At 66.3% G+C, this 13,696-nt stretch carries 12 protein-coding genes, 1 tRNA gene and 1 pseudogene; 8 read left to right on the top strand and 6 right to left on the bottom strand.

The window, feature by feature from the left end; translation table 11 throughout:
- Positions 1 to 2: 2 nt before the first annotated feature.
- From AWC17_RS13200 to AWC17_RS13185, 3 genes are all read left to right on the top strand, one after another.
- Entirely contained in the window at positions 3 to 1,562 is a 1,560-nt protein-coding gene (locus AWC17_RS13200; protein WP_046186544.1) for a HAMP domain-containing sensor histidine kinase, read from the top strand.
- 68 nt (positions 1,563 to 1,630) lie between these two features.
- A complete protein-coding gene (locus AWC17_RS13190; RefSeq protein WP_047323779.1) occupies positions 1,631 to 3,121 on the top strand; it encodes a S1C family serine protease in 1,491 nt (496 codons plus the stop codon).
- On the top strand, positions 3,121 to 3,678 hold the full coding sequence (locus tag AWC17_RS13185; RefSeq protein ID WP_046186242.1) for a MogA/MoaB family molybdenum cofactor biosynthesis protein: 558 nt from the start codon (positions 3,121 to 3,123) through the stop codon (positions 3,676 to 3,678). The genes AWC17_RS13190 and AWC17_RS13185 overlap by 1 nt, the downstream gene beginning before the upstream one ends.
- A gap of 7 nt (positions 3,679 to 3,685) precedes the next feature.
- Here AWC17_RS13185 and mscL read toward each other — a convergent pair whose 3' ends face one another.
- The 4 genes from mscL to AWC17_RS13165 form a co-directional block, all read right to left on the bottom strand.
- The gene (gene mscL, locus AWC17_RS13180) at positions 3,686 to 4,144 is read right to left on the bottom strand and encodes a large-conductance mechanosensitive channel protein MscL (protein WP_046186241.1); all 459 of its coding nucleotides are present in this window, start codon (positions 4,142 to 4,144) and stop codon (positions 3,686 to 3,688) included.
- A gap of 66 nt (positions 4,145 to 4,210) precedes the next feature.
- Positions 4,211 to 4,888 carry an SAF domain-containing protein gene (locus AWC17_RS13175; protein ID WP_046186240.1) on the bottom strand — a complete coding sequence of 226 codons (678 nt, stop codon included), beginning with the start codon at positions 4,886 to 4,888 and terminating at the stop codon, positions 4,211 to 4,213.
- 66 nt (positions 4,889 to 4,954) lie between these two features.
- Entirely contained in the window at positions 4,955 to 5,290 is a 336-nt protein-coding gene (locus tag AWC17_RS13170; protein WP_082123171.1) for an FmdB family zinc ribbon protein, read from the bottom strand.
- An 88-nt stretch (positions 5,291 to 5,378) separates the two neighbouring features.
- Positions 5,379 to 5,978 (bottom strand): 5-formyltetrahydrofolate cyclo-ligase, encoded by a 600-nt coding sequence (locus tag AWC17_RS13165; RefSeq protein ID WP_046186239.1) that lies wholly within the window; start codon positions 5,976 to 5,978, stop codon positions 5,379 to 5,381.
- A gap of 76 nt (positions 5,979 to 6,054) precedes the next feature.
- Here AWC17_RS13165 and AWC17_RS13160 point away from each other — a divergent pair, with 76 nt between their 5' ends.
- The 5 genes from AWC17_RS13160 (at position 6,055) to AWC17_RS13140 (ending at position 10,368) form a co-directional block, all read left to right on the top strand.
- Positions 6,055 to 6,966 (top strand): UTP--glucose-1-phosphate uridylyltransferase, encoded by a 912-nt coding sequence (locus AWC17_RS13160; protein WP_046186238.1) that lies wholly within the window; start codon positions 6,055 to 6,057, stop codon positions 6,964 to 6,966.
- Between the two features lie 88 nt (positions 6,967 to 7,054).
- Positions 7,055 to 8,347, top strand: a complete 1,293-nt coding sequence (gene glp, locus AWC17_RS13155) for a molybdotransferase-like divisome protein Glp (protein WP_047323778.1) — start codon at positions 7,055 to 7,057, stop codon at positions 8,345 to 8,347.
- On the top strand, positions 8,347 to 9,021 hold the full coding sequence (locus AWC17_RS13150; protein ID WP_197089813.1) for a GNAT family N-acetyltransferase: 675 nt from the start codon (positions 8,347 to 8,349) through the stop codon (positions 9,019 to 9,021). Before glp ends, AWC17_RS13150 begins: the two co-directional genes overlap by 1 nt.
- A 186-nt stretch (positions 9,022 to 9,207) precedes the next feature.
- Positions 9,208 to 10,245 carry a divisome protein SepX/GlpR gene (gene sepX, locus AWC17_RS13145; protein ID WP_046183715.1) on the top strand — a complete coding sequence of 346 codons (1,038 nt, stop codon included), beginning with the start codon at positions 9,208 to 9,210 and terminating at the stop codon, positions 10,243 to 10,245.
- A 50-nt stretch (positions 10,246 to 10,295) separates the two neighbouring features.
- Positions 10,296 to 10,368: transfer RNA gene (locus AWC17_RS13140), tRNA-Ala, on the top strand.
- A gap of 780 nt (positions 10,369 to 11,148) precedes the next feature.
- On the opposite strand, the pseudogene AWC17_RS34180 reads toward AWC17_RS13140, so the two are convergent.
- Together AWC17_RS34180 and AWC17_RS13130 are read right to left on the bottom strand one after the other, a co-directional pair.
- Positions 11,149 to 11,427, bottom strand: a pseudogene (locus AWC17_RS34180) (transposase); the annotation flags it as partial.
- A gap of 122 nt (positions 11,428 to 11,549) precedes the next feature.
- Complete coding sequence (locus AWC17_RS13130) at positions 11,550 to 12,203, bottom strand: hypothetical protein (RefSeq protein WP_046183713.1); 654 nt, start codon at positions 12,201 to 12,203, stop codon at positions 11,550 to 11,552.
- Positions 12,204 to 13,696: the final 1,493 nt, after the last annotated feature.

The following is a 13,696-nucleotide window of genomic DNA, read 5'->3' as shown; positions in this document are numbered from 1 at the left end:
CGATGATCCGGTACCAACGGCCCCAACGCGTGCCGCTGCGCGCCACCAGCTCGTTGTCCCTGCGGTGGCGCGTCATGCTGCTGGCGATGTCGATGGTGGCGATGGTCGTCGTGTTGATGGCGTTCGCCGTGTATGCGGTGATTTCGGCTGCGCTGTATAGCGATATCGACAACCAGCTGCAAAGCCGGGCGCAGCTGCTGATCGCCAGCGGTTCACTGGCCGCCGACCCCGGGAAGGCCATCGAAGGCACCGCCTATTCGGACGTCAACGCGATGCTGGTGAACCCGGGTCACGCGATCTACACCGCGCAGCAGCCGGGTCAGACGCTGCCGGTCGGCGCGCCCGAAAAGGCGGTGATCCGCGGTGATTTGTTCATGTCCCGGCGCACCGCCATGGATCAACGAGTCTTGGCCATCCACCTGCCCAACGGCTGTTCGCTGTTGATCTCCAAGAGCCTCAAACCGACCGAGGCGGTGATGACCAAGCTGCGCTGGGTGCTGCTGATCGTCGGTGGCATCGGCGTCGCGGTCGCCGCGGTGGCGGGCGGCATGGTCACCAGGGCGGGGCTACGTCCGGTGGCTCGCCTGACCGAAGCGGCCGAACGGGTGGCGCGCACCGACGACCTGCGGCCCATTCCGGTGTTCGGCAGCGACGAATTGGCCAGGCTCACCGAGGCATTCAACTTGATGCTGCGCGCGCTGGCCGAGTCCCGCGAGCGGCAGGCGCGGCTGGTCACCGACGCCGGGCACGAATTGCGTACCCCGCTGACGTCGCTGCGCACCAACGTCGAGTTGCTGATGGCTTCGATGGAACCGGGGGCGCCGCGGCTGCCGGAGCAGGAGATGGTCGAGCTCCGCGCCGACGTGCTGGCGCAGATCGAGGAACTGTCCACGCTGGTAGGCGATCTGGTGGACCTCACCCGGGACGACGCCGGCCAGGTGGTGCACGAACCGGTCGACATGTCCGAGGTGGTCGATCGCAGCCTGGAGCGAGTCAGGCGGCGCCGCAACGACATTCACTTCGACGTCGAAATGACGCCTTGGCAGATGTACGGCGACGCCGCCGGGCTGTCGCGCGCGGTGCTGAACCTGTTGGACAACGCGGCCAAGTGGAGCCCGCCGGGCGGCCATGTCGGCATCACCATGCGGCAACTGGACCCGTCGCACGCAGAGTTGGTGGTGTCCGACCACGGCCCCGGCATTCCGCCGCACGAACGCCGCCTGGTGTTCGAGCGGTTCTACCGTTCGACGACCGCACGTGCCATGCCGGGTTCCGGACTTGGGCTGGCGATCGTCAAGAAGGTCGTGCTGAATCACGGTGGATTGCTTCGTGTCGAGGACACCGTGCCTGGCGGACAGCCGCCGGGGAGCTCGTTTTACGTTCTGCTGCCCGGCCGGCCGATGCCGCCCTCGACGTATCCGACACCCGCCGCCGGGAACGCCGAGGAAGCCGAGGAAGAGACCGGCACCGACCCCACGGTCCCCGTGGCCGGCGACCAGTCGAACTCTCGGGAACCGGCGAACGTTATCTCAGCGGACTCTCAGTCCGCGCGGGCAAGGTAAGTCTGCAGCTACTGTTGAAGAGCCCAATCCAGCCGAATACTGAGATAGAGGAAGTGCGACCCAGCGCCATGACGAATGACCCGAGGTATTCGCCACCGCCGCAGCAGCCGGGATACCGTCCCGCGCCGAATCAGCCTGCATCCGCCCCGAGCCATCCGGGGACCTCTGCTTACGGCCAGGGGCCTCAGCAACCGTATAGCCAGCCATTCGACTGGCGGCATCAATCGCAGACAACCCAATTCCGGCAGCCTTACGACCCATACAGCGGCACCGGTCCCGGCCGGATACCGGGCGGAACCGGGGTAGGTCCAATGCCCGGAGGCTCCGGGACGGGACCGATTCCCGGCATGCTGCCGCCGATGCCGCCGCCCGGCCCCCAAAAACGGCCCCGCTCAGGGCTGTTGGCCGTCGGCGCACTGGCCATCGCGGTGGTGTCTGCCGGCATAGGCGGAGCCGCGGCGACGGCCGTCGAGCTGGGCACGCACACCACCAACGGCAAAGGGCACAGCGTCATCGGCGGAGCCGCGCCCAGCGTCCCGGCGGCGAACATGCCGCCGGGCAGCGTTGAACAGGTTGCCTCCAAGGTGGTGCCCAGCGTCGTCATGCTGGAGACGGATCTGGGCCGCCAGTCTGAAGAGGGCTCCGGCATCATCCTGTCCACCGATGGGCTCATCCTCACCAACAACCACGTGGTCGCGGCGGCCGCGGGGCCGCCGAAGGCCCCCGGGGCTCCCGGTGGTGCTCCCCCCGGCGGCCCGCCCGGCGCTCCCCCTGGCGGTCCGGGTGGTCCGGCTCCGAAGACCACGGTGACCTTCGCCGACGGCCGCACCGCACCGTTCACGGTCCTCGGTGCCGACCCGACCAGTGACATCGCCGTGATCCGCGTGCAGGGCGTCTCGGGCCTCACCCCGATTTCCCTGGGGTCCTCGTCGGATCTGCGCGTCGGCCAACCGGTGGTGGCCATCGGGTCGCCGCTCGGTCTGTCGGGCACGGTGACCACCGGGATCGTCAGTGCACTGAATCGGCCGGTGTCCACCACCGGTGAGTCGGGCAACCAGAACACCGTCCTCGACGCGATCCAGACAGATGCCGCCATCAACCCCGGTAACTCCGGCGGCGCGCTGGTGAATATGAACGGCCAGCTGGTGGGTGTGAACTCGGCCATTGCCACCCTGGGTGCCGACTCGCCGGACGCCCAGAGCGGTTCGATCGGGCTCGGGTTCGCGATCCCGGTCGATCAGGCCAAGCGCATCGCCGACGAACTGATCAGCAGCGGCAAGGCCTCCCACGCCTCGCTCGGTGTGCAGGTGACGAACGACAAGGGTTCCCCGGGCGCCAAGGTCGTCGACGTCGTGCCGGGTGGTGCGGCCTCGACAGCCGGAGTGCCCAAGAATGTGGTCGTCACCAAGGTCGACGACCGCCCTATCAGCAGCGCCGACGCCCTGGTTGCGGCCGTGCGGTCCAGGGCGCCAGGCGACAAGATTTCGCTGACCTTCCAGGATCCCGCTGGTGGTGGCAGCCGTACCGTGCCGGTGACCCTGGGGAAGGCGGATCAGTAATGCGAGTCGAAGAACCCTCGTCGGCGGGATTGTCGGAGCTCGGTTATACGGTGGCACCCATGGAAACGGGTGCGGAGTTGGTAGTTGGCCGGGCCCTGGTCGTGGTGGTGGACGATCGCACCGCTCATGGGGACGAGGACCACAGTGGGCCGTTGGTTACCGAGCTGCTGACCGAGGCGGGATTCGTCGTCGACGGTGTGGTTGCGGTCGCGGCGGACGAGGTCGAGATCCGCAACGCGCTCAATACCGCGGTGATCGGCGGGGTGGACCTGGTGGTCTCCGTCGGCGGGACGGGTGTCACGCCGCGCGACGTCACCCCCGAGGCCACCCGCGAGATTCTGGACCGCGAAATCCTCGGCATCGCCGAGGCCATTCGGGGCTCGGGGCTGTCCGCGGGCATCATCGACGCCGGATTGTCACGCGGCCTGGCCGGGGTGTCCGGAAGCACGTTGGTGGTGAACCTGGCCGGTTCCCGTTATGCGGTGCGCGACGGAATGGCGACGCTGAACCCGCTGGCCGCTCAGATCATCGGGCAGCTGTCGAGCCTGGAGATCTAGGCGCGCGTCACTGTGACTCGGCGTCGGCGCGCGGGCCGTGCTCGGGCGGGGGCGTCGTGCTTACTCCACCGTGCTTGCCGGACGAGTCTCCGTTGGTCTGGGCGAGAAGGTCGCGGATATCGGTGAGCAGAACGATCTGGGCGTCGTCCGCCTGTTCGACCTCACCACGCTTGCGCAGCGTGTTGTAGGGCAGCACGACGAAGAAGTAAACGACCGCGGCGATGAGCACGAAGTTGATCGCGGCCGACAGCAGAACGTTCAAGTCGATGGTCTGACCGCCGCCGATGCTGATCTTCAAGGCGCCGACATTGGATTGCTGCTTGACGCCGATCCGGTTGATCAGCGGCGTGATGATGCTGTCGGTGAACTTGGTGACCAGCGCGGTGAAGGCAGTACCGATGACCACCGCGACAGCTAGGTCGACGATGTTGCCCCGCGAGAGAAACTCCTTGAACCCTTTGAACATTCAGATGTCCTTCCTGGGATTGGACAGAGTTTGCTGTCGGCTGGGTGGCCAGCAGTGGCGAGGCACTCAGTGCAGGGTGAGCGTCACCACCTGACCCAGCGCCAAGCCCGCCACCGAGTTCGCCACGCGAGCCGGCAGCGCAACCAACACTACGCGGTCGCCGTCCCCGGCCTGGACCTTTGGCTTGGCCGACACGAGCACCACGACGGCGTCGGTGGCCACCACCTTGGGGACGGCCTGGGGCGTCTCCGCCGACCCGGTTGCCGGTGCGGCCAGCACGTCGACGACGTCGCCGACGCGGACGAGGTCGACCAGGGCGCTGTCGGCCAGGCGCAGCGGCACGATCCGGGCCCCGGGCCCCGCCTTCGACGCGATTGCGGCCTCGGCCAGCCGGCTGCCCAGCAACCGCACGTCGGTGAGCACCTCGCCGCGCCGCGTCGGTCCGGCCAGCGTCGAACCGGCCACGGCGCTCACGTCGGCCAGTGACCCATCGGGAACGGTTGCGGCCAAACGCTTTTCGAGACGAACATCGGCCGGGGTCAATGCGGCTCCGGGCCGCAGGTCATGATCGGCGACCACCACCTCGGCGTAGTCACCGGCCGGGTTGGAGCGCAGCGCAGCCAGGCCGGCCAACACGACAAGCCCGCCCGCGGCGACTCGCCGCGCCAGCACGGTCCGGGTCCAATCCGGACGCAGCATTAAAAGGCGGCTGAACAGGCTGGGATTCAGCGATGATTCGCCCACGCCGCAACGGTAAGCGCACCGCGGTCAGCGGCGGATGCGGGCGCAAATGCGACTGTGGATAGCCCGTTAGCTCGAGGCGGCCGCGGTGGACGCCGTGGAGCTGCTGCTCGACTTCTCGCTGGATCCGGACTTCTCGCTCGATCCGGACTTCTCGCTGGATGCCGAGCTCGATCCCGAGTCGCTCGACGAGGACCCATTGGTAGAACTCGTCGACTTCTTTCCGGACTCGCGGCTGTCGGTGCGGTAGAAGCCGCTGCCCTTGAACACCACGCCGACGGAGTTGAAGAGCTTGCGCAGCCGCCCGGAGCAGCGATTGCACGTGGTCAGCGCATCGTCGGTGAAGGCCTGCACGATGTCGAAGCGATCCTCGCACTCGGTGCACTGATAGCTGTAAGTCGGCACGAAAACCTCCGGATGATCACAAAGTCTGTTAGCACTCTAACGTCTCAAGTGCTAGAACCGCCACGTGACGTCGCTCATTCCCGATATGTCACCGCGGTTTGAGAGCGGTTAGTCCCATCCGCGGCGTGAGCGCGTCCGTCATCGGTATGTCGTGCGGCTCGGCGGGCAATTCATCCACCAACTCCGCGTCGCGCACCACCGCGAGCAGCCGCGCGTGTGGGTCACGGTCGCCCAGCGAGCGATCGTAGAAACCGCGACCCCGGCCCAACCGCACCCCGGAGCGGTCGACGGCCAACGACGGCACCAAAATCAGGCTCGCCTCCGCGATCGCCGATGCCGGTAGCCACGGTTCCGGCGGCTCCAGCAATCCCCAACGCCCGGATGTCAGTGTGCCGGGTCGGTATTCGCCCCAGCGCAACGGCACGGTTGCGTTGTCGGCGGTGGTGCGCGCAACCGGCAGCAGCACCCGTCCGGCCCGCCGCAGCAACACCTCCAGCATCTCAATCGAGCCGGGCTCGGCGCCCACCGGCACATACGCGCACACCGTGTTGTCGCTGCTCACGATGTTTTTTGCGGCTTCCAGGTGCTCGCTCAACATTCGCGCCTCGTCGGCCCGAACGGCGTCGGCAACGCGGCGCCGGGCCGCCTGCAGCTGCGCCCGCAACGCGGCCTTGCTGGTGGTCGGCATGCCTCAACCATGACAGCCAGGTCTTTGCCCGCGCCACATCGACTCGGCAAACCGCGTTCGGGTTATCGTGTGAACAATGTCAAGCCCAAAAGTGGTGGTCCCACACACGGCGATCGTGCCCGCTGCCGGTCTTGGTACCCGCTTCCTGCCCGCGACGAAAACGGTGCCCAAGGAGCTACTGCCGGTCGTCGATACCCCCGGCATCGAGCTGGTAGCCGCCGAGGCCGCTGAGGCCGGAGCCGACCGCCTGGTGATCATCACCTCCGAGGGCAAGGACGGCGTCGTCGCGCATTTCGTCGAGGACCTGGTCCTCGAGGGCACGCTGGAGGCCCGCGGCAAGAAGGCGATGCTCGACAAGGTGCGGCGCGCGCCGCAACTGATCAAGGTCGAGTCCGTCGTGCAGGCCGAGCCGCTCGGACTGGGACACGCCATCAGTTGCGTGGAGCCCACGCTGACGCCCGACGATGACGCCGTGATGGTGCTGTTGCCCGACGACCTGGTGTTGCCGACCGGCGTCCTGGAGACGATGGCGAAGGTGCGGGCGCAGTACGGCGGCACGGTGTTGTGCGCCATCGAGGTTGCGCCCGAAGAGATCAGCGCCTACGGGGTTTTCGATGTCGAGCCGGCACCCGGGGACGACAACCCTGACGTGCTGAAGGTCAACGGCATGGTCGAGAAGCCCAAGCGCGAAGACGCCCCTTCGCTGTTTGCCGCGGCAGGCCGCTACGTGCTCGACCGCGCCGTCTTCGACGCGTTGCGCCGCGTCGACCGCGGGGTGGGTGGCGAACTGCAGCTCACCGACGCGATCGCGTTGCTCATTTCCGAGGGCCACCCCGTGCATGTCGTCGTGCATCGCGGATCTCGACACGACTTGGGAAATCCCGGCGGCTACCTCAAGGCTGCGGTTGACTTTGCATTGGATCGTGACGACTACGGCCCGGATTTGCGGCGATGGTTGGTGGCGCGGTTAGGCCTGGCCGAGAAGTAGCCGGCCGATAACGCCCGGCCCAAGACGGCGCCCGTCAGGGCATGGAGGGCAGAGCCCGTCATGGCATTAGAGGGCAGAGAGGCGCGCTGTGCGTTCTGTTGAGGAGCAGCAGGCCCGGATAACGGCAGCCGCGGTGGCTCCGCGGCCCATCCGGGTGGCCATTGCCGAGGCGCAGGGATTGATGTGTGCCGAGGAAGTAGTCACCGAGCGGCCCATGCCCGGTTTCGATCAGGCCGCGATCGACGGTTACGCGGTGCGTAGCGTCGACGTGCTGGGCGTCGGCGAGGTGGGCGTCGACAGCCTGGGTGAGCCACCCGGCGACGCGGAGCTTGACGAAGACCGGCGCGAGGGCCTGGTCCTGCCCGTGATGGGGACCGTCGAGGCCGGTGCGCGCACGCCCAGCCGCCTGCAACCCCGGCAGGCTGCCCGCGTGCACACGGGAGCCCCGCTACCCACGCTGGCCGACGCCGTCATCCCGCTGCGCTGGACCGATGGCGGGAGCACCCGGGTGCGGATCTTGCGGGGAGCGCCGTCGGGCGCGTATGTGCGCCGCACCGGGGACGATGTGCAGCCCGGTGACGTCGCGGTGCGGGCCGGCACGGTCATCGGCGCGGCGCAGGTCGGCCTACTGGCGGCGGTCGGCCGCGAACGGGTGCTGGTGCATCCGCGGCCCCGGGTGACGGTGATGGCCGTCGGGGGCGAGCTGGTCGACATCTCACGCACCCCGGGCAACGGCCAGGTGTATGACGTCAACTCCTACGCGTTGGCCGCGGCGGCCCGGGATGCCGGCGCGGAGGTCAACCGCATCGGCATCGTCAGCAGCAACCCGAGAGAATTCCGCGAAACCGTCGAGGGCCAGATCAACCGGGCCGAGGTGGTGGTGATCGCCGGCGGCGTCGGGGGCGCCGCGGCCGAGGCGGTGCGGTCGGTCCTTTCCGATCTGGGGGAGATGGAGGTCGTCCGCGTCGGGATGCATCCCGGGTCCGTCCAGGGATTCGGGCAGCTGGGCCGCGACGGCGTCCCGACGTTCCTGCTGCCCGCGAACCCGGTCAGCGCCCTGGTGGTCTTCGAGGTGATGGTGCGGCCGCTGATCCGCCTCTCGCTGGGCAAGCGGCAGCCGATGCGCCGGATCGTGCAAGCGCGCACGCTGTCGCCGATCACGTCGGTCGCCGGGCGCAAGGGTTACCTACGCGGCCAGCTGATGCGCGACCAGGAGACCGGTGAATATCTGGTGCAGGCGCTGGGCGGAGCCCCCGGCGCGTCCTCGCACCTGCTGGCCACGCTTGCCGAAGCGAACTGCCTCGTGGTGGTGCCCAGCGGCGCCGAACAAATACGCACCGGCGAGATCGTCGACGTCGCCTTCTTGGCTCAGCGCGGATAGTGCGACAACTAAACGCGCTCGTCAACCGCCTGCGCACCAATGCCCGTCATCCGGGATGGCCGCTGGACGTCGGGCCGCTGCGGGTTCCGGCGGGAGTTGTCCGGTTGCGGGCGGTGCGGATGCGCGACGGTGCCCAGTGGAGCCGCATCCGATTGGCCGACCGTGCGCACCTCGAGCCGTGGGAGCCCAGCGCGGAGGGCGATTGGACGAGCCGGCACACGGTCGCCGCGTGGCCGGCGCTGTGCTCCGGCCTGCGCGCGGAGGCCCGCGCCGGCCGCATGCTGCCCTACGTCATCGAGCTCGACGGGCAGTTCTGCGGCCAGCTGACCATCGGCAACGTCACCCACGGGGCGTTGCGGTCGGCGTGGATCGGCTATTGGGTGCCGCAGGAGGCGACCGGCGGCGGGGTGGCCACGGCGGCGTTGGCGCTGGGCCTGGACCACTGCTTCGGCCCGGTGATGCTGCACCGCGTGGAGGCCACCGTGCGGCCCGAGAACGCCGCCAGCCGGGCCGTATTGGCAAAAGTGGGCTTCCGCCAAGAGGGGTTGTTGCAGCGCTACCTCGAGGTGGACAAGGCGTGGCGGGACCACCTGTTGATGGCGATCACCGCCGAAGAGGTGTCCGGATCGGTGGCATCGACCCTGGTCCGGGGCGGGCACGCCAGCTGGGCCTGACCGCGCCGCGCATCTAGCTTCCTGGGCCCTAGCAGCTTGGCCGCTGTGTGGCTACCGCGACACGAGTGACTCGTGGTGCTTGTGGGAGGGAAATTACAGGTGTGTAATTGTCCTGGTCACTAAGACCCGGCCGCGCTGGCCACCGGTGGGCCTCGCGGGGATCGGAACCGAAGAGAGCAGGTCGTCATGCCAAGCATTCCGCAGTCACTGTTGTGGATCTCGCTCGTAGTGCTATGGCTGTTCGTCTTGGTGCCGATGCTCGTCAGCAAACGCGACGCAGTGCGGCGCACCAGCGACGTGGCCCTGGCGACCCGGGTCCTCAACGGTGGCGCGAATTCCCGCCTGATCAAGCGCAGCGGTCCGGCCGCCGGTCACCGCAGCGATCCCGACTGGAAGCCGCCGGAAGAGTCGGCCGACAGCGAGCTCGACGAGGAGCGGGACCTTGCCGAGGATGAGGGCGAAGAAGCCGGCGACGACCACGACACCGACGAGCTGCGCCAGCTGCGTCCGGTAGTCATGAAGGTCGCGGCGCCGGAGCGCATCGAGCCCGACTACCTCGATGTCGACGTCGTCGAGGACTCGCAGGCGCTCCCGGCAGGCGTCGCCGAGGCAGTCGAGGACGAAGCTGACGAGGACGACGAGGATTCCGACACCGACGTGGTCGCCCACGGCGGGGGCGAAGACGACGACTACGAATACGTCGAGGACTCTTCGGGTCTGGAGCCGGAAGCCGAAACCGACGACGACGACGAGGAAATGCCGGCGCCGGCGCCACGGAACGCCTCGCGGCGCCGCCGATTCGACGCGAAGACCGCCGCCGCGGTCAGCGCCCGAAAGTACAAATTCCGCAAGCGCGTGCTGATGGTGATGGCCGTCGTCCTCGTCGGCTCGGCCACTGCCGCGTTCAAGATTTCGCCGAGCGCCTGGTGGGCGTGCGGCTCCGCCACCGCCGTGACGCTGCTGTACCTGGCTTATCTGCGGCGCCAGACCCGCATCGAGGAGAAGGTGCGTCGCCGCCGGATGCAGCGGATGGCGCGGGCGCGAATGGGCGTGGAGAACGCCTATGACCGCGATTACGACTTGGTCCCCTCGCGGCTGCGGCGCCCGGGCGCGGTGGTCTTGGAGATCGACGACGAGGACCCGATCTTCGAGCACCTGGACTACGCGATGCCGATGCGGAACTACGGCTGGCCGAGGGAGTTGCCGCGGGCCGTCGGCGAGTAGGGCTGGCCGTTCGGCGGTTCGGCCTGCGGCTGGTAGCCTGCTAGCGATCAGGGGCTATGGCGCAGTTGGTAGCGCGACTCGTTCGCATCGAGTAGGTCAGGGGTTCGAATCCCCTTAGCTCCACAAGGTTTGAGCAGGTCAGGGCATGCGCCTTGGATTAGCCTTCGGAAGCCGTCCGCAGCAATCTGGATCGCCGTGAGTCGTGCCACGGTGTACCGCGTCCTTGCCGAGAAGTGACGGGCAGCAGCGCGGTCCGACGCCGAAGGCAACGGTGTTTCGCCGTTGGTGGGTGTGGTCCATCTTGAGGACGTCAGGCGGCCGACTGTCGAGGAGACTACCCGCTCGGGGTTGGCGTTGGGATATTCAATTGCGTCGTCTCGGCACCAGTCGATGCTGGCGGGCGGGGGGAGTAACTGATACCGGCGGGCTGGGTCCCGACGGGCACGGTTGCCACAACCGACAGAGCAGCAGCGCCGACCTATTGCCCTGCATGTGAGGGCTTAAGGCCCGACCCAGCATAGGTATTGGCGTGCAACACTGCGGGTACGGCACGAAAAGGACTCGACATGAGAATGAAATCAGAAGCTAAGACGGCGATCGCGCTGTTCGGAGGTGCGGCGATACTTTTCGTAGCGGTCGGATACGGCGGTGGCGGCAGTAAGTTGCCAACCGGCACGACTGCAACGACGACAGCCCCTTCGTCGAGCGTGATGCCTGTGTCCCTATCTGCAGCCTCTCATGGAGACCCGCCCAGCGGGTGTATTCACAGAGCCAACTGTTAGTTCACACTCGGCACGAATTTGCGCCTGGTGTTCTCCTACAGCCGGATGGTCGCCGAAAGCTAGGCGCCGCTATTTGTCGGTGAACTCGCGGCCGCACACCGCGTTGACCGCCTCGGAGAGCCTCGCCACCGACCGTGACTCCCATCTCCACATAAGTGAGACGGTTGGCGACCAGGCCGTCGCAGATCTTGACATGAATCACGTCGATGAAGCCGCCGGAAACACGGCTCCAGCGACCGGTGGCACCATCGGTCATTACGGCGATCACCTTGTCGGTGATGCGGCTGACAGTGTCCTAGCTGATCGTGGCACCGTAGATATCGGCGAAGTTCGCGGCGATCTCGCCGGTGGTTAAACCTTTGGCACTCAACGACAACACGATCTGGTCGATGCTGGTTAGGCCCAGACGTTGGACGGCCGATGGAATTAAGTGCCCGACCTGATCGAAAGCTCAGCCCGCGCCGCAGTCTCGTGCATCAATTTCATGAGTAGCGGCAGCGAATTCACAGCCTCGTGCCGCCGTCATTCGGCAGCGTTGGCAGCTCGCTGTGTGACTTTGCCATCCGCAGATCGCAACGTCCGCACACCAACCAACACGAGCACCACACCGACTACGACGGGAATCACGAGGTCAAGAAACAGGTAGTGAAGAGGTGGCATCGCGAACCAATCCGAGCAAGCATGCGTGAACAACGCCGAGATCAGCAAGTGCGGGCAGCCAGGGCCATACATTATGGCCAGGGGTATCACGGACTCCACGACGGCCGCCACGACAACCACTGCCCCAACCGCCACGAATCCTTTCGCGATGGTCTCAGTCGCCCGGCGGCGGTCCCGAAACGGCAGCAGCACGAACACGAGTCCCAGCACAGAGAACACCGCACATATATAGACATCTACTTTGAAGAACACCTCGTAGTCGTACAACACCGGGTACAAACTCAGAGATGCAGCCGCGCTGAGCAAGACGACCGAAAGCAGAACCTGTCCCCGCAGGGCGGGATTCCGCCGGGACAACACAACGATCAGCAGCACCCCACCCACGATGGCGAGGCAGACTGCCACGACATGCTCGACGATATGGTTGCGAGTAGAGAAGGGAACGAGCCCTTCGACCAACCCCGCGGTGAGCAGCGCCGCGCCTACCCATGTGGACATCCAGTTAGGCAGGCTCATCGCCGGGAAGCCACCAACTGCGTATCTTGCAGATCCTGGGTGAGACATTTGACCGCGTCCTTGTACGGCTGGAGTAGCTGACAACCCCACCGCCCGCACTCCTTCAAAATGGGGTGGGTCTGAATGCATTGAAAACAAAACGCAGCATACACCTGGATCGGCGGCAACATTCTTGGTGAGCGACTTGAAAACGCAACACGGCCGTCGAGAAGGTGAGTCCTGCAGCTGGCAACGTCGTTGTCAGTTGCTCTTTTTCCGGCGGTGAGCCTATTGCGGTGATCGTGGTGGTTGTGCGGGCGGTATTGATGCCGAGGGCCGCGCCGCCGCCACCTAGCGAACCTGTCGTGCAACAGCCTGTCGAGATCGTCGGGCTAGCGCAGGGGTGGTAACCAGATCAGATGATCCGAATTCGATCCGTGACTTCGATGGCGGGGTATGGACCTCGGCTGCTCAACCTCCCAATTAATCATCGTCGCCAAGGCGCTGATGTGCCGTCACATCCCATCGCTGCTGCTCTTGTTGTGGCCGTGGCGCCGCGCAGTAAGCTCACAGCAACGAAGGGGTGGGGGACATCCCCTCTCATGTCATGCTCGACCGCCGCCTTGTACGGCTCAGCGCCCGCCACCTCTCCGCGAAAATCTGTCAGATAGTGGCGGCGTCCGCAGGGCGTCCGCAGTAGTCCCGCCAACCGTCGTCACCCCGCCAACATCACCAACGCGCTGAGCAGCGACTTACTGCCACAACCAACGCCGCCAATCGCAACAAACGCGCAAGTCGACTCGTTCGCATCGAGTAGGTCAGGGGTTCGAATCCCCTTAGCTCCACTGGAGACAGCGGTTCAGGGATCGAAAGCGGTCTACCCGAACCTCAGGTCAAGACTCCCGTCAAGATTCGGCGTGAAATCTGCTGCCGTGGCCATGCAAGGTGTGACGGGACCTGATCCGCACCGACTGATATAGGGCTGGCGCTGGAGTGCGCGTTCGCCATGTGGGGCTCAGCTTCGTGCCAAACGTCGGACCAACAGAGCGCCGCGCTAAGGCTGCTGGTATGACGAAGACTTTCTCCGACAGCGCCAACCCGCCGGCGGCGGCATCCACACACGTTTGAGAACACCGAACGTGAGAACACCGAACGCAAGGGTCTTGCCATCGTGCAAATCCTTTGCGGTGACCGCAAAGTGCACCGCCGGATCGCTAGTTTATCGCTCAGCTGCTTGCATCGCTCGTTTGCGAAGCGTCGTCTCACTGCGCCCGCGATCCGCTTGTTGAAGGCCGCCCGACAAACGCTTCTTCGACCTCAGCGCACGCACGACCACGCCTTTCGGCCGGTGAGGGTGTAGCGTCAGGGGTGCTGGTACTCCCAGCCCATCCGGAATGGCTCAGCTTATGACGCTGATCTGCCCGAGCATCCGCTCACTCCGGACCCATCGTTAGTATTTACCGTTCAGTCGGGATAATTTTGAATGTTCCATCGTTGTTTCAGCCGTTGATAGC

This window comes from Mycobacterium nebraskense, from assembly GCF_002102255.1.
GTDB classification, from domain to species: Bacteria; Actinomycetota; Actinomycetes; order Mycobacteriales; family Mycobacteriaceae; genus Mycobacterium; species Mycobacterium nebraskense.
The sequence above is the reverse complement of the archived record's forward strand: the minus strand, read 5'-3'. Positions and strand labels throughout refer to the sequence as shown.